The organism is Candidatus Poribacteria bacterium, from assembly GCA_021162805.1.
Classification (GTDB): Bacteria; Poribacteria; WGA-4E; order B28-G17; family B28-G17; genus JAGGXZ01.
Window position 1 is genome coordinate 1 of sequence record JAGGXZ010000058.1, and the last position, 19,535, is coordinate 19,535.

Annotated in this window: 14 protein-coding genes; 6 read left to right on the forward strand and 8 right to left on the reverse strand. The window is 53.0% G+C overall.

Features of this window, described 5'->3' with window-relative positions; translation table 11 throughout:
* Positions 1-73: 73 nt before the first annotated feature.
* Both J7M22_04505 and J7M22_04510 read right to left on the reverse strand, forming a co-directional pair.
* Positions 74-1,492, reverse strand: coding sequence for a hypothetical protein (locus J7M22_04505; protein ID MCD6505870.1), 1,419 nt, complete (start codon positions 1,490-1,492; stop codon positions 74-76).
* A 13-nt stretch (positions 1,493-1,505) separates the two neighbouring features.
* Positions 1,506-2,969 carry a DUF1349 domain-containing protein gene (locus tag J7M22_04510; protein ID MCD6505871.1) on the reverse strand — a complete coding sequence of 488 codons (1,464 nt, stop codon included), beginning with the start codon at positions 2,967-2,969 and terminating at the stop codon, positions 1,506-1,508.
* 259 nt (positions 2,970-3,228) lie between these two features.
* Between J7M22_04510 and J7M22_04515 the strand changes: the two genes are divergently transcribed.
* Positions 3,229-4,065, forward strand: a complete 837-nt coding sequence (locus J7M22_04515) for an amidohydrolase family protein (GenBank protein MCD6505872.1) — start codon at positions 3,229-3,231, stop codon at positions 4,063-4,065.
* A 2-nt stretch (positions 4,066-4,067) separates the two neighbouring features.
* On the opposite strand, the gene J7M22_04520 is transcribed toward J7M22_04515, so the two are convergent.
* The 3 genes from J7M22_04520 to J7M22_04530 all read right to left on the reverse strand — a co-directional run bounded on the left by J7M22_04520 (position 4,068) and on the right by J7M22_04530 (position 6,937).
* Entirely contained in the window at positions 4,068-5,075 is a 1,008-nt protein-coding gene (locus tag J7M22_04520; GenBank protein MCD6505873.1) for a zinc-binding dehydrogenase, read from the reverse strand.
* A gap of 353 nt (positions 5,076-5,428) precedes the next feature.
* On the reverse strand, positions 5,429-6,130 hold the full coding sequence (locus J7M22_04525) for a hypothetical protein (GenBank protein MCD6505874.1): 702 nt from the start codon (positions 6,128-6,130) through the stop codon (positions 5,429-5,431).
* Between the two features lie 12 nt (positions 6,131-6,142).
* Entirely contained in the window at positions 6,143-6,937 is a 795-nt protein-coding gene (locus tag J7M22_04530; GenBank protein MCD6505875.1) for a hypothetical protein, read from the reverse strand.
* A 247-nt stretch (positions 6,938-7,184) separates the two neighbouring features.
* Here J7M22_04530 and J7M22_04535 point away from each other — a divergent pair, with 247 nt between their 5' ends.
* From J7M22_04535 to J7M22_04555, 5 genes are read left to right on the forward strand one after another with little or no spacing between them, the layout of a single operon-like run.
* The gene (locus tag J7M22_04535) at positions 7,185-8,165 is read left to right on the forward strand and encodes a Gfo/Idh/MocA family oxidoreductase (GenBank protein ID MCD6505876.1); all 981 of its coding nucleotides are present in this window, start codon (positions 7,185-7,187) and stop codon (positions 8,163-8,165) included.
* Positions 8,162-8,998 (forward strand): sugar phosphate isomerase/epimerase, encoded by an 837-nt coding sequence (locus J7M22_04540; protein ID MCD6505877.1) that lies wholly within the window; start codon positions 8,162-8,164, stop codon positions 8,996-8,998. Before J7M22_04535 ends, J7M22_04540 begins: the two co-directional genes overlap by 4 nt.
* 29 nt (positions 8,999-9,027) lie before the next feature.
* Positions 9,028-10,842 (forward strand): C69 family dipeptidase, encoded by a 1,815-nt coding sequence (locus J7M22_04545; GenBank protein ID MCD6505878.1) that lies wholly within the window; start codon positions 9,028-9,030, stop codon positions 10,840-10,842.
* Positions 10,843-10,860: 18 nt separating this feature from the next.
* Positions 10,861-11,922, forward strand: coding sequence for a PD40 domain-containing protein (locus J7M22_04550; protein MCD6505879.1), 1,062 nt, complete (start codon positions 10,861-10,863; stop codon positions 11,920-11,922).
* A 3-nt stretch (positions 11,923-11,925) separates the two neighbouring features.
* A complete protein-coding gene (locus J7M22_04555) occupies positions 11,926-13,074 on the forward strand; it encodes a Gfo/Idh/MocA family oxidoreductase (protein ID MCD6505880.1) in 1,149 nt (382 codons plus the stop codon).
* Positions 13,075-13,352: 278 nt separating this feature from the next.
* Here J7M22_04555 and J7M22_04560 read toward each other — a convergent pair whose 3' ends face one another.
* The 3 genes from J7M22_04560 to J7M22_04570 are packed head-to-tail and all read right to left on the reverse strand — an operon-like array spanning position 13,353 to position 19,533.
* On the reverse strand, positions 13,353-14,312 hold the full coding sequence (locus J7M22_04560; GenBank protein ID MCD6505881.1) for a hypothetical protein: 960 nt from the start codon (positions 14,310-14,312) through the stop codon (positions 13,353-13,355).
* Positions 14,309-18,331, reverse strand: coding sequence for a hypothetical protein (locus J7M22_04565; protein MCD6505882.1), 4,023 nt, complete (start codon positions 18,329-18,331; stop codon positions 14,309-14,311). The genes J7M22_04560 and J7M22_04565 overlap by 4 nt, the downstream gene beginning before the upstream one ends.
* Positions 18,328-19,533: a hypothetical protein gene (locus J7M22_04570; GenBank protein MCD6505883.1), complete on the reverse strand. Its 1,206-nt coding sequence runs from the start codon at positions 19,531-19,533 to the stop codon at positions 18,328-18,330. Before J7M22_04570 ends, J7M22_04565 begins: the two co-directional genes overlap by 4 nt.
* Between the last annotated feature and the right edge of the window lie 2 nt (positions 19,534-19,535).

A 19,535-nucleotide genomic window follows, 5' to 3' on the forward strand; every position in this document is an offset into this window, starting at 1 on the left:
CAGGATCGTCGAGATTATGACGATCGGAACCATCAATATGGCTATGATAAGCCGCATCGTATCCTCCCCGTTTCTATATCACACCGGACAGGCTTTGAGAAGAATAGCCGTAGCCGATTGAAATACCGCTCTGCCTTCTGGCAAGCCTTATCCTCTGTCTAGGTGAGGTCTGCCAGGCAAGGCTAATAAGGTAACAGAGCACATTCTCTATGAAGGGTTTCGCCGCCTCCGCCCTCTTGGCGTCACGGGTATCGAGGGCGAATCCGACGTAATATCCGTTGCCCCATTTAAGCCTGAAGGAGACGGGCTCCTTCTTCTCATCATCCCTCCTGGCTAAAATCACATACCTCCAATCCCTCGTTATCCAGTGATCATCGGTATACAGGGCATTGAGATCCACCTGATTCGGCCATGAGAACATGCCCGTCTTCAATCCCTCGTCTGTCACCTTGACGTTTACGTCCTCCGAGTTGACGACCGTTATGGGATGACGGTGCACCGGGAGCCATCCGCCTCTCCACCCCTGCCCTTCAACGATGTTGTCGTCCATGGCCGAACTCCATACGATCCCACCTCTGGCGACGAAATCCTGTATCATCTGCTCGGCGTCCTCCAGGAAGTATTCCCTATCGTGTCCGGACGCATTCCATGTGAGCCATATGATATCGAAATTGTCCAGATTGATGGTCGAAAGGCTGATCGCCCTATTAGGATCGCCATGGTTCTCCCTATTTGGGTTGACCATCACGAAGGTGTAATCGATCTTGCTTCCCTGGACCTCCTTCAGGGAAGCCAGGATGCCGGGCTCCTGCGAGCGGGTATCCCCTTCCACGACCAGAACGTTGAACTGCCCTTCGGGCAATATCTTCACCGAAGAGATCACATCGCCGAACCGCTCCGGTATCATATGGAGGTTCATGATCTCCTTATAAAACTCGCGCGGGTTGAGCTCGATCGTCATATATCTGCCCTGAAAATACTGCCTCTCGAAGAACAGGACTCTACATCCTTTAAAGGGGAAGTTCGGTCCTCTCTGTATCCTCAGGGAGGATATGGCGTTATTGAGCCCGATATCTCTGGCATCGCCGACGTCTCGCAGGATGATGTTCCTGGGACCTCTGTATTCCGAATCCCTGTAAACCTCAACTATAACCGGTATCAGGCCGTAATCGGGAGCTGTCGGCGGCATGGAAGGGGAGAAGGAAACGGAGGAGATACGGTTGCCGAAATTATATGGGGTGGTATGTATATCGGGATAAAAGCCCGGCGGGAGCACTATGTAGCGGCCCTGATAGTTGGGATGCTCGTAAAAGACCGCCTTGAAGTTCGGCGCTGTGGCGAAGCTCGGTCCCCTGTAGATCCTAACCGAGGATATTATGTTATCTGCTCCCAGCTCGGCGAGATGCGGTACAGAATCGACTATCGTGACCTTCTTCCCCCTGAAGAAGGGATGTTCATATGCCTCGACTATCAGCCTCGGTGAAAGCGGCATACCGTATCACCTCTCACATAAGCTGTCTGAGGCTCTGGAACCTCTGAAGCTCTCTCTGCGACCTCTGCAACGGCGACATGGCGGCTGCTTGAGTGGGTTGAGCCACCATCGGCTGTTGCATTGTGGCCCCGTATATGCCCGTGCCGGCCTCGGTCTTTCTGCGGAAGATCCTGAAGTAGTCGAACCGCGTGACCGTCGGGGGGATATTACCCGGGGCAAGGGCATGCAGTCCGACCCATATCGGGTTGCCCATACCCACATTGGTGGTGCCACACATCATCCAGTTCACCCCGTCGGCGCTAGCATAGCCAGTGAACTGATTGCCCGAACGCTCTATCCTCAGGTAAACCTGCTTGGCCCTTCGCAGTCCCGGAGCTCGGCCGACGAGCTGGTAGATCCTGTTGATGTGGCGCTCGAACCTCACGTCTCCTCTGAAAGCGTGAGGCCCGGAGGTCTTCTCCAACCGGAGAAAAGCGTTCTCATCCTTCCAGACTAACAGCCCTCCGTGCTCGCGTAGCTGAGGTGTGACCGGTATCCTCGTCTCGATGGCGAAATCACCTGAGATGCGCTGTATGAGCCTCGGCGCAGACATATCCCCTCCGCGCCCGTTCGGCCCCCACCACAGATCTTGACCGGGCTCGGCCCTCATGACTAGATAACCCTGTCTCGCCGACCACGATCCTCCGCCGTTCGGATCGACCCATCTCCACACGGGGTTCATCTGCTCGCCGTCGAACTCATCCTGGAAGACCAGCGTATCGAACTGAGAGGAGGAGGTCCAACCTTCGATCCTGATCGAGGATATCAGGTTGCCGAAGCTCTGAGGCAACAGGGACAGATCCGGTATCTCCTTACGGAAATCGGTCGGACGCATTACTATCGGCAGCTCCGCCCCCTCGAAATCTATATGCTCGTAAAGTATGACCTTGGCACCCTGAGGTGGGAAATTCGGGCCTTTGTAGATCCGGATTGAGGAGATGTTATCCTGCATCCCGATATCCCGCGTGAACCTGATGTCCCTCAGAACCAAAGCTCGTCTGCCCTGGAAATTCGGGGCGGTAAAGACCTCGACTATGAGCGGGATCGTGCCGAACTCCGGTCCCGCCGTGTCAAGGGCAGGCCCGAAGCTTATCGATGAGATCCTATCCCCGAAGTTATACGCCACATCATGAAGGTTCGGGTAATACCCGGGGCCGAGTATCAGCCTACGTCCCTGAAAGTTTATGTGTTCATGGAAGATGACCTTATAGTTAGGACTTTGCCTGAAGTTGGGGCCTTTGTAGACTATGCAGGAGGAGATGTTATCCTGGAAGCCTATATCGCCCGTGAATCTGACGGGCGCCACCACCCAGCCCCGTCTCCCCTGAAAGTTAACATGTTCGAATATCTCAACTACCAACCTCGGAACGGTTGGAATCGTTGGCGGCGGTGTGCTTATATATCTCGGCGTATATCCCTGTTGTCTTTGAACATACATCTCCCATCTCTCCCTTGCTTTGATCTCTTCAAACGATACTATACCATCCAGGATATACTATGTCAAACCCGAAAATCCCTGCGATCTGATCCCCCGCGCATTATAGTTAAAGCCACTTTAATTATACGATACCAGGTGATTTTGTCAAGTCTAAGCCCAACAGCAGACGTTCGCTCACCCGAGACGTGGATATAATTGACAATTGTCCGCTCAAGAGATATAATGAAAGCTCAGACTTCAATGAATCAGAGGTGTCATGATGGGAGACCTGATAGATATTCACACCCATCTGGGAGAGGTCATATACGGCGATCCGAGAAGGAGACCTCTGACTGCCCAGCAATTGGTCGATACGATGAACAGGATTGGTATCGATAAGTCCGTGCTTCTGCCCTTAGATAGCCCTGAGGCGAGCGACGCCTATTTCACCGTCGATGCCGCCCTCAGAGCGAGAGATATGTTCCCTGAAAGGCTGATACCGTTCTGCTGCGTCGATCCGAGGAGATCGAATCCCAAGAGGAGAATTGAGCGATACAAGGAGATGGGATGTGTGGGATTCGGCGAGCATAAGGTCGGCATGCCGATAGATGATCCCCGAAACGTCGAGATATATAGGATATGCGGCGAACTCGGCCTGCCGGTGTTGATCCACATGGATCATCTCATCAAGCCGAGATTAAACTGGGATGAGCCGGGACTACCGAGATTGCGCAGGTTGGCCGAGGAACTCCCTGACACCATCTTCATCATGCACGGGCCGGGATGGTGGAGCGAGATATCCGCCGAGGTGGAGGAGGGCGTCGGATATCCTAAAGGTCCCGTCAAACGGGGCGGAGCTGCCGATCTGATCCTTCAAGAGTGCCCGAACGTCTACGCCGATCTGTCGGCAGGTTCCGGATATAACGCCCTCACCAGAGATCCCGAATTCACCAAGGAGTTCCTGGAGCGAAACTGGAACAAGCTTCTCTTCGGCACCGATTATCTACACGCGGGCCAACCCCTTCCAATCGTCGATCTCATTCATAAGCTCCCGATCGATGAGGAGAAAGCGAGGGCGATAAGGTGCGAAAACGCTAAAAAGCTCTTAAAGCTCTAACTTCACCACTCAAATATCACACCCATCGCCTGTGACCTGTCCTCCAGGAGCATGGCGTATATCTCAGGCGCCCGCGAGAAGGAGACGGTATGCGAGATAAGCGGTCTCACGTCGATCTCACCATCCAAGATCAGGTCGAAAAAGAGTTCTGCATGTCGTTTCTGTGTCCATTGATTATATGGCGTTTCATATCGGGGATGAGATGAGTTATGGGCGCCGATGATGGTATAGCTGGGGGCGTTACATAGGTCGTGGAAGTCGAACTCCCTCGTAGATCCCCTGGGACTGCTCAGTATCACAAGCCTCCCCTGTCTTTTCAGAAGGTCGAACTCCTTGGGTATAACCTCCGGATTGCCCGTCACCTCGAAGACCACATCCACCATCCTTCCCCTCGTCATCTCATCGGCTACATCGATAGGATTCTCCACCTCGGGATTAACCCCTCTGATCTTTGGTTTTTGAGGCAGCAGCTTCAGCCGACTCTCAGCGATGTCGATTCCAATGACCGGTCTGGCGCCGGCCAGATGGGAGAACCTAACGGTCAACTGTCCCAGCAGTCCCAGGCCGTATACGGCCACCGACTCGCCCCATTGAACCCCTCCGCGCCGGACGCCGTTCATGACGATCTCAGCTATTGTGAAAAAGGCCGCCTCCTCGTCCGGGACGTCTTCAGGAACAGTACGGACGCTTTCGGGCCTGACGATCACATATGAGGCGTGCGGTGCATAGCTCGCCACCTTTACCCCCACCCATTTCTCCTCGACGCCCTCACCTACGGCTATCACCCTGCCTATGTTATCATAGCCCGGGGTGAAGGGAAACCTGCCGTATTGGGCCCATCTGGAGTGAGGTGGGAATTGGCCGCTGAGGATGGTTAATTCCGTACCTGTGCTCACAAGCGTTCGGCTGGTCTTGACCAGCATCTCCCCCATTCCCGGCTTAGGGACGGGGCGTTCCTCTATAACCACCTTTCCAGGTTCTACAAAGAGAACAGTCGGATTTCCCTCCATCGGAGCTCCTCCTTTATAAAAGGGTCATTTATCGTCATCGCTCATATTATCGCTGAGTGTAATGAGATGCAAAAACAGGTTAAGGTTTAGGCTGAGGTTAAGATGGTCGAGAGTTAAGAGTCGAGAGACAAAAAAGGACTCTGGACTCCAGACTCTCGTCTCTCGACCTTAACCTTAGCCTCTGATCGTGAAAGGGATAGGACGTTGATTGCTACCGTACGGGCGAAAAATCTTTCGCCCCTACCTACACTCAAGGGAAACAAGAGCGATTCGAAATACAGCGACTACTATTCACCTGACGAGGAGGAATAGAGGCGGACTTACGCAATCCGGATGCTCATATCTCCGCTGCTCTATTCAGCTTCCGTCCTGTTTTCTTTCAGCGCAGCCCATGTGAGGGGAAGTTCTCCATCGAGCTCCACGGGCAGGTTTATTCGAAACTGGCGTATGTTTTCCCCTTCGACCTTTATCTCTTCGAAGTGAATCGGGTGCTGACATGCCACGACTCCCAATCCCACTTTCCCCTCTTTGAACCCTTTCCTCTCGAAGTCAGCATCACCCACCCTCATACGTAATACCCCGTTCAGGTGGACCCAGATCCACATCCCGTCCAGCTTAACCTTGATATGATCCTCCGGGAATTTCACCTCCGATGGCTCCATCCTTATTGTGTTGAAGCTTCCATTTATGAGCTTATATACGGTCAATCCGTCAGCGTTCAGCTTTAGCGCGTAACCGTTCAGCTCATCCACCATTCTGAAAAGAAGCAACGCCTGATCGCTCTCCTCCGCCCCTTCCTCAAATCTGACCGTAAGCTCTATGGTGCCGTTCGCTATATTCCATGGGCTTTGTAAAAGGGTGTAGAAGGCGCCGGAGAGGTTCCTGGCTTCCATCGGCAGATCCTGACTCTGGACGTAGGCACCCCCTTCAACTTTCCACTCACCCGATATGACCTTCCATCCGTAGTTATCGCCGTCCTCGAAATCGTCTATGAAGATCCCACCGAAGGCCGGGGTTAGGGAAAGAAGAAGCAAAGGTAACACCAGGCTTTTCATGGGAAGTTCCTTCTATCTGACCTTTACCGAAGCCCAGACAGTGGTAAGCTTTCCCCCAGGTGAAACAGCCAGGTTGACTTTTACAAACTTCAACTCACCGAAAACTGATGGATCGGTCCAGCTTCTATCAGCCACGTCTTTAACGCTCCATATCAGCTTGTGATCCCTTGGTCCCTTGTCATCGTCATCGTTTAAGTGGGTGTTAAACCCGATAACCAAGCCATCGCTCAGTTTGATCCCCCATGTCTCAAGCGGTAGAGCAGCTTCCACAGCCCATCCATAATCGGTGTCCACTACGAAAGCTTTCGTCTTGGTGTTAGGCCCTTGAAGCTGCCCCACACATCCTCCCAGCTTGGGGTTATCCGGATCTCCTCCCACGTTATCCCTTCCTATCGTCACCTGCGAGTCGTTCCCGTCATAGGCCCCAGCTTTCTCATTGCCGCCGTCTATATATATCTCCACTGAATCATCCTTCCACACATTGCATCCCGTATCTTCATCCACCACCTTCTTATCGTCGTAAACCTTGAAAGCGACGTAGAGGAACTGTTCATCGGCGAGACAGGCGAACTCATATGAGGCGTCCTTATCGTCCTGAGCCGGCTGCGTTCCCATATCATGGGGCACTTTATGCCAGGGAACAGCTTTGGGCCAGTCGTTAAACTTGCCGTCAAGTTTCACGGTATAGGGGAAAGCACAGTTATATATGACACCGAGCTTCCCCGGATCTACCCCCGCCGAAAACACAAGCGGATTAACAAGGAACATAACGATTGAGATGGCTGTGAACATAGATCTTATTTTCATCGTTAAGCCTCCATCCCGACTTTAACTGAAAACAAATATATCATACTATTCAACATCTGTCAAGAATATCCTATTTATTTCCTAGAGGTAATCCAAAAACGACCTGCTGTCAGCCAGTTTGAAAACGCCCACCATCGGCTGCACGCCGACCACCGTAACTGAAAGCTAAAGCAGCTATGCTATGAGCGTTGCATTTTACCATAAGGAGTTGTATCATTGATGATGAACCTCATCAGGAGGAACAGATATGAAGTTGAAAACCTGCTTGATCGGATGTGGAACGATCGCTCGTGAGCATGCAAGAGCATATGCTGAGCTTAAAGACGAGGTGGACGTCTTCGCCTTTGACATCGACGCCGACAAGGCTCGAGAGCTATGCGAGGAGTTTGGATTTGCTGGCACGTTCGCCTCCCTCGATGAAGCCCTCAGCTCACCTGATGTGAAGGCCGTCGATATATGCCTCCCCCATGATCTTCACCTTCCGGTTGCGCGCATGTGCGCCGATGCCGGCAAACATATCCTGATGGAGAAACCGATAGCCAGGACGCTCCAGGAGGCTGACCAAGTGATATCTGCAGTCCGATCCGCGGGGGTGATACTTATGATCGCGGAGAACATGCGGTTTCACCCGCCTGTTGTAGAGGCCAGGAAGCTCATCGATAAAGGTGCCATAGGAAAGCTTAACATGGTTCAAGCCAACTCATGGCAGTTCCACATCCCACCGGGCTGGAGACGATCGAAGGAAAGGACCGGCGGTGGAACGCTTATCGACCGAGGAATCCACTTCTTAGATATACCCCTCAACCTCGCCGGACCCGTGGAGACGGTCTACGCCCTGAAACCTCCCCAGACGGTGAAGGAGATGGAAGGGGAGGACGGAGCGCTGGTGCTGATGAAGCACAGAAACGGAGTGATAAGTGAGGTCAACGTGACATGGGGCACCCCAGGAGCACCTCAAGGGCCCTGGTTCATCGCATGTGGGACCGATGGAAGCATTTACGAACAGAACGGCCTCTGGATCGAAAAGATGGGCGGGGAGAAAAGTTTAATTCCCACAGATCCTCCGGATAGGGCGATGTTCTTGGAGATAGAGCATTTCGTCAGGTGTGTTAAAGAGGGGAGAGAACCTATTGTAACCGGCGAGGTGGGAAGGGAGGATTTAGCTCTGGTAATAGCGGCGTATAAATCCATGGAAACCGGGAAACCGGTGGAGGTGAGTGAATTATGAAGGTGGGATTTCTAACCGCTGTTTTGAATGATCGTCCCCTAGAAGAGGTATTGGACCTCGCTAAAGAGACGGGCTATGATGCCGTGGAGGTAGCGGCATGGCCGTGGAGCAGGCATATCTCGCCCAGAGAGACGGCAGAGGGGAAGGCCGAGGAGATACTCGGTAAGGTTCACGAGAAAGGGCTGACTATCTCAGCTTTAACCTGTCATGTCAACCATATTCACCCCGATAGCTCGGAGAGGGAAAACCTCAACGAGCATTTCAGGTGGGTTATACGGGCGGCGGGGGCGATGAAAGTTCCCGTGGTAACGGCGGTCAGCGGCGTTCCTCTATCCGATCTGGATGAGACGCAGAACTGGGAATTGTTCAAAGGGATCATGGGCGAGCATCTTAAAGCAGCGGAGGAGGTGGGAGTCAAGATCGCGATCGAGACCTTCCCTCCGTTTATGGTCCACAATATCCCCACGATCGAACGCATGTTCAACGAACTCCCTCAGGAGAACCTCGGTTTGAACTTCGATCCCTCGCATTTCGTCTGGCAAGGAGTTGACTATCTTGAAGCTGTGCGCCGTTTCGGAGGTAGGATCTTCCACTCACACGCGAAGGACACGGAGATTCTAGATCATATCCTCAGGCTTGAGGGGGTGATGGGTAAGGGATGGTGGAGGTTCAGAATACCCGGCTTCGGTCAGGTAAACTGGAAGGCGCTTATCAGCACCTATAAGGAGGTGGGTTACGACTACGTGATCTCCTTCGAGCACGAAGATCCGCTCTTCGGCCCCGAAGAGGGTGTGAGGAAAACGGCTAGGTTTTTAAGGGAACTGGTGAAATAGAAAATCCGATCGATTAGGAGAGGGGAAGGATGGGCCTTAAAGCAGGAGCATGTAATGGAGACGATGCGGTGAGGAATGCAGTGATGTTATATCTCATCCTCCTATGGTTGGTCATATCGGCTGTGTCGGTGATAGCTCCTCCGGCTTTTGGATGTTATGCTGTTGTCGTCGGGAAGGAGGCATCGGCGGACGGTTCCGTTATATTCGGCCACAACGAGCAAAACGGGGGAAGGAGAATCATAAACCTCAGGGTCATACCGAGGATCAAGCACAAACCGGGAGATGTGGTGAAACTCCTCAGAGGAGGGAGCCTGCCCGAAGTTGATGAGACCTTCTCGTTTATATGGTCTGAAAACCCGGGGCTTGAATTCAGCGACACATATATCAACGAATGGGGCGTTGCCGTCGCCAGCGATTGCTGCAGAACCCGTGAGGACTCCTACGGAGAGCTTGTAGCTCGGGGGGAGATAGTGGACGGCGGAATAGGATATATGCTGAGGAGGTTGATCGTACAGAGGGCGAGAACAGCGAGGGAAGGGGTACGGATCGCCGGAAAGCTGATAGATAGGTTCGGATATGTCGCCTCAGGACGCACGCTCGTTATAGCCGATCCGAATGAAGCTTGGCTGCTTTCCATGGTCAGAGGGAGACATTGGGTGGCTAGAAGGGTTCCGGACGATGAGGTAGCTTTCCTGCCCAACGTCCATATCATAACAGAGGTTAACCTGAAAGACACGGAGAACTTCATGGGTTCCCCGGATATCATAGAGTATGCGATTACGAGAGGGTGGTTCAACCCTAAAGGGGGAAAGCCGTTCAGCTTCAGGGCTGCATACAATCCCCCGCCGGATAGGAAGGACCCGCGTCAGTGGGTAGGCCAGTCGCTTGTGACGAGGCGAGTCCACGATCTGCCGCCTTCGGAGCAGCTTCCCTTCTCCGTCAAGCCCGATCACAAGCTCACCGTGAAGGATGTGATAGATATACTGAGATACCACGGCCCCGGAGGGTCGATCTGCACCTCCTATACGCAGGAGGCGGCGGTGTTTCAGCTTAGAAACTGGCTTCCCCCGGAGATCGGATGTATCTATTGGCGCGCCTCCGCCGAGCCCTGCTGCAGCGTACTCATCCCCTGGTATCTGGGGATCATCGAAACCCCTGAGAGCTACTACAGGCCCGCGGATATCAAGGAACAGTTGAGATTGTCTCATCACTTCAATCCACCCTCGGGGACGTTCGATTATGACCCAAAACTGGCCTGGTGGACGTTCAGGAGGTTACAGAGCCTCGTGAACGAAAATCGCAAGGCACGCATAAAGAGAGTTCGAGAGGTCTGGGACAGCTTCGAGGCTAAGGAGTTCGTCGATCAACCCTCCATTGAGGAGGAGGCGCTCAGGTTATATTCTAAGGATAAAGATCTGGCGAGGAAATTCCTGACCGACTATTCGAAGGGCCTCGCTTTGAAAGCCGTCGAGGTGGCAAACGATCTGATATGTGAGCTGACAACTGGACCTCAGACGGGGATTGAGGGCTTGGGCGTCGAACCTGAGAGGAACTCTGAAAGAGCTAAGCATCTCCGTCCATTCCGAAGCTATCCCAACCCCTTCAGCTCAGAGACGACGATCACCTATGAGGTGCTCCGGACCTGTAAGGTTCGAATCTCCATCTACACTCCGACCGGTCAACTCGTTCGAACCCTTGTGGAGGGGGAGTATCCCCCGGGCAGCTATTCGGTGGTATGGGACGGGAGAGATGATAAGGGTCAGAAGTTGGCAAGCGGCTTGTATCTCTGCCGCGTGTCAGCGGGAGATTATAGAGCTGTGTGGAAAATGACCTTAATCCGATGAAATCCGAGGGGGTGCGACATGGCCAAAGGCGATAGATTCCCCTCCGAAAGGAAATCCCTCAGGGATCCCAGGACGGGAGCATCCATACTGCAGTTAACCGATCACCCCTCGATCAACCACAACCTCTACTTCCTGAATCCATCCTGCACGCCCGACGGGAGGAAAATCATTTTCACCTCATACCGCACGGGGGAACCCAACCTGTTCATGGCGGATGAGGAGACGGGCCAGATCGTCCAACTCACCCAGCTTGACGATCTGAACCCGTATTCGGCCGTCCCTGCAAACGATAACCGACGCCTCTTCTTCTCGACGAGGGAGGAGGTCAGGGCGGTCGATCTGGAGACGTTCGATGAGGAGGTGCTTGCCTCGTTCCCAGGCTGTAGGGTTGGGAACTGTAATCTGAGCGGAGACGGCTCCCTGATCGTCACGGTCGTAAGGTCTGAGGGTAAAAACGGAATAGCGGTCGTCGAGACGGATGGGTCAGGGGCAAGAGTGGTGTTTGAGACCGAACGTGCCGTCGGACACGTGCAGTTCTGCCGCGCCGAGGGAAACCTGATCCTCTACTCAAGCGATATAACCCAGAGGATGTGGCTCGTCAGGCTGGATGGGACCGAGAACAGGCCGCTTTACCTACATGACGAGAACGAATGGATCACCCATGAATCCTGGCTGGGGCGGAGCTATGAGGTGATGTTCGTTCACTGGCCCTATGCGCTTAAGGGGATAGATGTCAGGACCGAGGAGGTTAGGGTCATAAGCGATTTCAACTGCTGGCACCCCTCCTCTCGTCTCGACGGATCGCTCATAGTCTGTGATACCGTCCATCCGGATATAGGGTTGAGGCTCATCGACCCGAAGACGGGCGAGCATCGCCCGCTCTGTTATCCGGAAAGCTCCTGTCGAGGAAGACAATGGACAAAGACCGTCCCGGCCAGGGGGAAGGTAGATGAGGGGACATATGGGCCGCAATGGACCCATCCGCATCCCTCCTTCAGCCCTGATGGTCGGAAGGTGATCTATACGTCGGACAGGACGGGGCATCCACAGGTCTATCTGGTTTATCTAGAGGAGGTGTGAGGGATGGAGAAGCTAAGGATGGCCGTGATAGGGGTGGGAAGACGTGCGAATGCGCATCTTCCCGTTATAGCGGTCATGGAGGATATCTTCGAATTGGTGGGCGTCTGCGACATAGACGCTGAAAGGGCCAGGGAGGTGGCCGAGAGGTATAAGACGGCCTGGTTCAGCTCCGTTTACGATCTTTTCGAAAAGGCCAAGCCGGATGTGGTCGACATAATCGTCCCGGCGGACGGACATCACGCCGTAGCCAAAGCCGCGGCCGAAGCCAAGGTCCACATGCTGGTCGAGACGCCGATAGCGATCACGCTGCCGTGTGCCGATCTGATGATCCAGGCTGCTCAGGAAGCCGGGGTGAAACTGGAGGTGGCCGAGAACGTCTGGAGGTTCCCCCAGCAGCGGATGCATAAGGTCATAGCCGATTCGGGAGTCATCGGAGATGTCGTCCGCACATATTGCGTCTACACAACGGGTGGATACCATGCGATGAACATAATCAGAGTGCTGGCAGGGGCTGAAGCGGTGGAGGCGATGGGTAAGACAGGTTATTGGGAGATACCGCTCGTCACGGATCACGCCGGTAGGAGGATCACCTCTGAGTCCTGGATCATGGGGATCATCACCTTTGAAAACGGCGTCATAGGGATACACGAGGGTTCGAACACCTACTCCAGCGTGCTGAGACGCAACGCGCCCAGGTTCTATAGGGTCGATGGAGCTAAAGGATTCGCTGTGAACGACGATCTGTTCCTGGCGGAGGGAGGCGAGGTTAAGCGATATCAGATGAGGTACCTGACAACCGACTCCGCTCCGGATAGGATCGTGGTCGATACCGATCCTCCTCTGGAGTGGGAGAACCCTTTCAAGAGATACAGCCTCTCATGGGGCCATCTCGCCGTGGCGTCGGAGCTTTACAGCATCTACAGGGCGGTGGTGGAGGATAAGGAGCCGGAATACGGGGCGATACAGGCCGGGAAGGATCAGGAACTCTCGATAGCGATCCGCGAGTCCGCCGGGAAAGGTTCCCCTGTAAAACTGCCGCTTACAGAGATGACGGAAGTGGAAAGGGGGATACATGAATCGTTCGCCAGGAGATACGGATGTGATCCGCTTGAGGTCGAAAAACTTATCCTGAAACCATATCCCAGGGTTTGAAAAAAGGAGGATGTTTCTAATTGAACCAGGTGGTTTACCAAAGTGAAACATAAAGCCGAGGTGGTTAATCCCTTTTAAGGGGAACGGCGGGAAAAGGTCTGAAAAATAGGGGCTTTCTTGGGATGGGCCGAGATGAAAAAAAGACTTGACATTTGGTATGCAAATTGCTTATAATATTAGTGATCCGCTTCTAACCTGTCTCCTCACCGCCCAAACCTGGGGAGGCAGGTATCACGCTCTTTGCCCCCATGGCTCGACCATGGGGGCTTTAATTTTATCTACATCCTTATGCTCACCAAGTGGCTTGCAGATAACCCTTTCATCTGTAGGGCATAATCCAGCGTTAAACCTTTGACCTTAAACCCCACCCCAAACGAGGGCTCCAGGTTAGCCAGGCCTGCCCGAAGGAAAAGCGCATCTTTTATTCCTATCTCCGATCCTAAGCTGAAGATGGTCGAGTATCGGGTTTTGATGGCACCCAGCAGGGTTAAGGTCCCCCATTTGCCGATGCGCCTTTCGCCTGAGATCCCTATCCTGAAATCGGCGGGGATGGTGTCGCTCGTGCTGTTATTCCAGTGAATCCTGCTCGTAAACAGATCCGATATCATGCCGCCTATCCTTATGTCCCATCCTTCCATTCCCGGGAGGATCACCATCATACCGAGGTCCCAGCCGACCCCTTTGCCCCGCATCTTACCCATTCTCTGAGCGAAGATCTTCATGCTGGCGCCGAGGGCTATCACCTTCTCCCCTCGATAATACCTGAAATACCTCACAGGGGCTTGAGAGTATGAGAGGACGAAAGCTGTTTCGACGTCATCGAGATATCCTATGGGGGTGAAATCGGATCGCATATATGGGTTAACGAGCCTCTCGTCGTGTGATCCGGGAAGCTCGGGGTAGAGGGGTATATCTCCCACCCCTAATCTTATCCATCCGATCCCAATGGAGCCGTATCGCGGGAGGGTATAAGCGGTCGAGATGAAGTCATAGGTTTCAAGTCCTAGAATCGCCTTATGGCTCATACCGAAGCCCACCCCATTGGTCTGGAGCTCTAAAACGGCCGGGTTCCAGAAAATAGCGAAAGTGCCTTTACAGTTGGAAACCCCTCCTCCGCCTAAGGCGGCCTCCCTTGCGCTGGGAGCTATATCCATGAAATCCCTGGCATAATCAGCCCTGCAGTTCAGGGCGATCAGAAGCGGAATCAGGGTTAAAGACAGCCTCCTCAGAATGTTCAACGTCCCCTCCATACGATCATCTTCCCCGTTTTAGAGGTTCTCCTTCCTCCGGATAAGACCACCACCCTATAGAAATACACCCCATTTGAGGCCGGGTTGCCCTCTTCGTCACGTCCATCCCATTTAACCTCGTTATAACCGGCCTTCGCGGGAAGATATCTCAGCCTTCTTATCAGCCTTCCGGATGTGGTGTATATTTTTATCTCGGCCCTATCGCCATCCCTTGTTAGGAGATATGCGATCCACGTCTCATGTGAGAAGGGATTGGGATGATTAGCGATCGCCTTGATCCTCAACTCGCCGCCGACGTTGAGATCTATGGCTGCCTCCGAGCTGTTCAGGCTGGTATCATAAGCTATGACCTTAACCCTGTGTTTCCCCTCCCTCAGATCCGGCTCCCAGGTCAAGGTCGCCTCCCACGGACGTTTCTCCATTCTGCTGAAAACGTAATTCTCATCCTGTATCGGATTGCCATCCAGGTAGATATCAGCCCTCTGTATTCCGTTTTCATCCATGATCAGAGCTGAGATGGTGGGATTCTCGGAGCAGTAGGTTCCATCTATCTCGAGCTGACGATCGATCACACTCAAAGATATCTTGGGCGGCACCTTGTCCTCCGATCGACAGAGGGCATAGATCCCAAACTTTTCCACTTCCCCTTCAGCACCCTCTAAGGCCCTGATCCACATCCCGGGCGACTCCTCCCATCGATACACCCCTATTTCACCTTCTGCCTTGACGTTAAAGGATATCTTGAACTTCGCTTTCGCCAGAGGTGGATCGGAGCTGATCTCATAAGCTTCCGTGAGGGGGTGGATCGAGGGCTGAGGGGAATTAAGCAGGCCGGTCAGCTTCACGGAGATCGAAACGGTCGTCGGCTCAATGACCGATCCGGGCGGGAATTCACACGTGACCCTGCCATCGGGGCTCCGCACCTTTCCCCCGGCGCTAGGGGTGACGTTAGAAGAGAAAGGCGTCAACCTCTTCTCCACCATGTTGTTTCCCTCATTCGCCTCCTTAATTTCGTCCTGTGGATCGACCACCACCACGATCTTGGTCTCGCCGGATATCCGGGGCAGCTTGACCAGAGTCGTTACCGATCGATGGGCCTTGACGGCTGGGATCAATGTCGTCAACACCTTATCTCCGACGTAAACCCTCACCTCGAACTTCCCCGAGCTTCTGCCGCCGAGGTTATCCACCTTGATGGACAGGAACATCTCACCCTGATCCTCGACGAGTCTCACCGAATCAGGCGAGATGGATAGATCCACCTCATCTTCACCGGGCATTCTGAAGTGAGTCGCCCCGATGGCATCCTCGCTTTCGTTTCTAAGGTAGGCGGTGATCGAAAGATCGACGCCGTCCGGAAGCCCTCTCAGATCGGATCGGAACGTCCCGTTTTCGGAGGAGACCCTGATATCCCTTAACGGTCCGTTCTCCCCCGCAATCATGAGTTCACCGGCTCCATCTATCGGCGGAGTGGTTCTTCCTATCACCTCGATCGATTCCCCGTTTGGTATGATCTGTAGCTCGATTTGTCCCTCGGGCAACGGCACGTCCGAAAAGGGATCGCCGAGCAGATTATAGAGATTAAGGATATCATAGATCAGCATATAATTCGGCATCAGGAACTTGGCCGCGACGACGACCGGCCCTAGTTTTCTGAAACCATGTTCAAACACTGCCCTGAAAAGCCCCTGTTCTAGCAGGTAATCCCCTTTAACCCATCCAAGTCCCGTGCTCCCCAGAACACCTATGGCTCCACCGTTCGGATGCATCAGCAGTTTTTCACCCAGCCCTCCGGACATAGCCGTAAAGCAGGTGAAACTGACCACGAATGGGAGTGCAGTGGCGTTATGAAGTTTGGGGACGTGCTCCATGGTCAAGACCTTCTCGTCGCTCCATATCCTGCCTCCGCCGTGGCCTTTGAAGTGCACCAAGGCGCATCCTTCGTTTATCGCCCCAATCAGATCTGATGAAGTCCCATGAAAAGGCGATTTCTCATCCGTGTAGATCCTTTTAATCTCATAGCAAGACGGGATGAAATCGGAGATCAACCTCTCACTGCTCGACTCAAACCAGCCAGGGGCGGCGACGAAAACCAATCTACGTCTCCAATCGCCCGGATTCATCTCTTTTTCCTGTCTGATTATCTTCTCGGTGACCTTCTCCACCTCTTGAGGCGTTTTGGCTGGTATCCTTCCGATGAACATATCGGGGAGAGAATCGTCGCCGTTGACACAAACCAACAGGTTATCTGTGGAAGCGAAGCCGAACTTGAACGAGTTGAAGCGATACGCGGGGACGGAACCCACCAGAAGCACATATGAGGGGGCAGGTCGTTTCCAGTGGAAGTAGGCGTATCTCAGGAAATCCCTGATGGCCTTTGGGGAGAGGATACCGTAGTTGAATTCATCATAGATATCGCTCACCTTAGCCACATAGACCTTGAGCCGGCGCGATCTGTAAAGGGCGAGTCTTTTAACCGCATCGGTTAGATTGTCGCTCGTGATTATCAGATAATCCGCCGAATTAGAGGCGTTTCTTAAGGAAGAAGCGGTGTCCATCTCGATCCTTACAGGCTTAAGCTTACGATCGGAGCTCAGGGCGATATATTGAGATCCCCCGGGGACATCGGTGAACTCCAAGGTGTATCCCGATCCATCCCTTCTGGGTTTCAGATTTGTGAATTTCACCCATCCGTCTCTGTAAACCTCAACACCTTTTCCTGAGAACCCCGACAGCCTGAAGGTTACCTCCTCCTTCAGATCGGGCGATTTGAAGGAGAGAAGATCGTCATGAGCAGTTAATCTTCTTGTGTATTCCACATCGATCCAATCGAGCACGCTCTGATCCACGTCGGCAGATTGAGCGTCGAGGAGACATCTCATCGTCAGAAAGTTCACCCCGTTTCTGAGGATACCGGCCGGGAAAGCGGTTTCAAAGTCCATCTTGGTCTGCCCGCTCCATCGCAGATCGCCGATGGGCACGCCGTTCAGGTAAAGTTTCAGGTGATGATGGGTGAGCGATCTGCCGTAGAAGAGCACCCTGAGCTTTGCCATGCCGTTCGGGATCACCCCATATAGATCGAGCCGCACCCTTTTAGCCTCACCCAGGTTGATGTCCGTCCAGAACAGAGAGGACTTGAGCCCTGATATGTATCCCAGGCCGATCCGCCGTGCGTTCCGTTCAAAATGTTCCGTCACCACACACCTATCCACGATCTTCCCCGTTTTACCTCCTCCATCCTTGAGCGCCATCCTCTCGCCTCGTTTCGATCCCCATGTCAGCCAGTAAACGTTCAAATCGGTGTAATCATCTCGATATGATTCACCCCAGAACTCGATATAGTCGTCGGGATCGAAGTGCCCGTCGCTTTCCCCGGCGACGAACAGCGGCACCACCCTACCCATGTTGAACATCCTGAAGGTTCTGGGATCTATATCCTCGATCGGAACCCCGGCCGATTTCAGATCTGAGAGGTTGATGTGATAGATACCATCCTCCCGCACGTATACCTTACAGGCAGGGCTTGGAGGGATCCAGCCCTTACCGGTCGGAGCGGGACGAGGTTGGGGCGATGAGATGGGGGTAAAATTGGGAAGGAGGGAGGCTAGGAAATCGTCGAAGGGCCTTCCATATGAGGCGAGAGGATTTGAACCTGAACGGGAGATCCCCGTTTCGATTTTCACCCTGATATGCTTATACCTCGGCTGAACGGTCAGCAGGGCCACGCGGGCGTCGCCCATGTATCCCGTTTCGTCCACCTTCACCAGATCTTCCTGAGCATCATCGGGTTCCAGGATTATAAACTTCGGGTCGAAGTTCGGTGAGATCTGAATGGGAAAACTCAGGGGAGAATCGTCCTCCTTGAACTTTATGTCAACGATGAGAGAGTGAGGAACGGGGAGAAACTCGATCTCACCCCCTATTGCGGGGAATATGCAACCTATCATGAGTTGAAGCAAGGGCATGAGCGGTTGTAGGGTCCATCTCATGCCCTTGATCATCCTCATTTGGTTTTTACCTCAGCCCATGTGATAGCCTTTAACCTCCCGGATCGACCAAGCGTTATCGGTTCAGATCTCTCCCGCTCGCCTTTGAGATTCACCCATTCGATCACATATCGGCGAGGGTTATCCGATGGTTTCGGATCGAGGAATTCGTATCTCCCGCCCATCTCCCCCTTAGATGGGATCAATTTGGAATTGATTTTAACCCAGCCGTCTTTCGACTTCCTATAGACGTTCCATCCGACGATGTCCACCTCCGATTCGGTGCTCCAGCGGATGATCACCCTATCACCTTTTTTCTCGGCACTGTGTAAGCTAAGGATTACTGGCAGGGAGATATCCTTATTTCCCTCTTCTAGATCCTTCGTTTTCGAATCACCCGTTACCCAGAAGTATCCTTTTTCAGATTTCGTATCTACATCGAAGATCTCAGGTTCTCCATTATAGTTACTATCGATTCGTTCATAGGACACGAACTTCTCAATAGTTGTATTGCGAGGAAGTGCGAGACGGAAATAACCTATCCCGAACTTAGCATAATCAGGGTCATCAGTGCCAGGAGGATAAGGCGGGTCAGTTCCTACACTTTCATCTACACCGTTATCTTCGATTGCGTATGTTCCAAGGGGTTGCTGACTCGGCGGTGAATCATCCTCTTTTGCGTAAGCCGCTATGACTTTCCCCGACGCTGGTGAATCAGCTTTGGCATAGCATACGGCTATTGGATCTTGCCCAGAACCACCGAGAAGAGTTACAGCATGCGTTTCGCTTTCTTCAAAGGCTTTGTACCAATTTCCGGCCTGCGTTTCGTAAGCGGCAAAAGCTTTAAAAGGACCAGATTTCCCCCGGGATTTCAGAAAGATCCAACCTTCCCAATTCCCATTGCTATCGAGTTCGTCTTTAATCGAAAAGCAATCCTCCGTGTAAGCAAGGTTCCATTGCTGTCCGTCCCATATGTGGTAGTACCCGCTTTCAGGATTAGCTCCTACTGTTATATCCTTCCAATCACCACTATCCAGCTTTGATTTAGCCGTTGTCCACCCAGTTATCCGGACGAAAACGGCGAACGGGTTGCCGTCTTTCCCGTCGTATTTCCTTCCGTCCACATATTGTGGATACACAACCGTCTCAATAGTTGCCCCAAAAGCGAAATAGGCATAAATGATAAACAAGGGGGTCAGAAGAAGAGTCAGTTTAACCTTCATCT

What these genes read in the sequence shown, in the direction of transcription:
- J7M22_04535 (MCD6505876.1), top strand. Translation starts at nt 7,185, where the DNA reads ATGAAGTTGAAAACCTGCTTGATCGGATGTGGAACGATCGCTCGTGAG.
- J7M22_04520 (MCD6505873.1), bottom strand. Translation starts at nt 5,075, where the DNA reads ATGGAGGGAAATCCGACTGTTCTCTTTGTAGAACCTGGAAAGGTGGTT.
- J7M22_04530 (MCD6505875.1), bottom strand. Translation starts at nt 6,937, where the DNA reads ATGAAAATAAGATCTATGTTCACAGCCATCTCAATCGTTATGTTCCTT.
- J7M22_04550 (MCD6505879.1), top strand. Translation starts at nt 10,861, where the DNA reads ATGGCCAAAGGCGATAGATTCCCCTCCGAAAGGAAATCCCTCAGGGAT.
- J7M22_04540 (MCD6505877.1), top strand. Translation starts at nt 8,162, where the DNA reads ATGAAGGTGGGATTTCTAACCGCTGTTTTGAATGATCGTCCCCTAGAA.
- J7M22_04545 (MCD6505878.1), top strand. Translation starts at nt 9,028, where the DNA reads ATGGGCCTTAAAGCAGGAGCATGTAATGGAGACGATGCGGTGAGGAAT.
- J7M22_04565 (MCD6505882.1), bottom strand. Translation starts at nt 18,331, where the DNA reads ATGAGGATGATCAAGGGCATGAGATGGACCCTACAACCGCTCATGCCC.
- J7M22_04510 (MCD6505871.1), bottom strand. Translation starts at nt 2,969, where the DNA reads ATGTATGTTCAAAGACAACAGGGATATACGCCGAGATATATAAGCACA.
- J7M22_04570 (MCD6505883.1), bottom strand. Translation starts at nt 19,533, where the DNA reads ATGAAGGTTAAACTGACTCTTCTTCTGACCCCCTTGTTTATCATTTAT.
- J7M22_04505 (MCD6505870.1), bottom strand. Translation starts at nt 1,492, where the DNA reads ATGCCGCTTTCACCGAGGCTGATAGTCGAGGCATATGAACATCCCTTC.
- J7M22_04525 (MCD6505874.1), bottom strand. Translation starts at nt 6,130, where the DNA reads ATGAAAAGCCTGGTGTTACCTTTGCTTCTTCTTTCCCTAACCCCGGCC.
- J7M22_04555 (MCD6505880.1), top strand. Translation starts at nt 11,926, where the DNA reads ATGGAGAAGCTAAGGATGGCCGTGATAGGGGTGGGAAGACGTGCGAAT.
- J7M22_04515 (MCD6505872.1), top strand. Translation starts at nt 3,229, where the DNA reads ATGGGAGACCTGATAGATATTCACACCCATCTGGGAGAGGTCATATAC.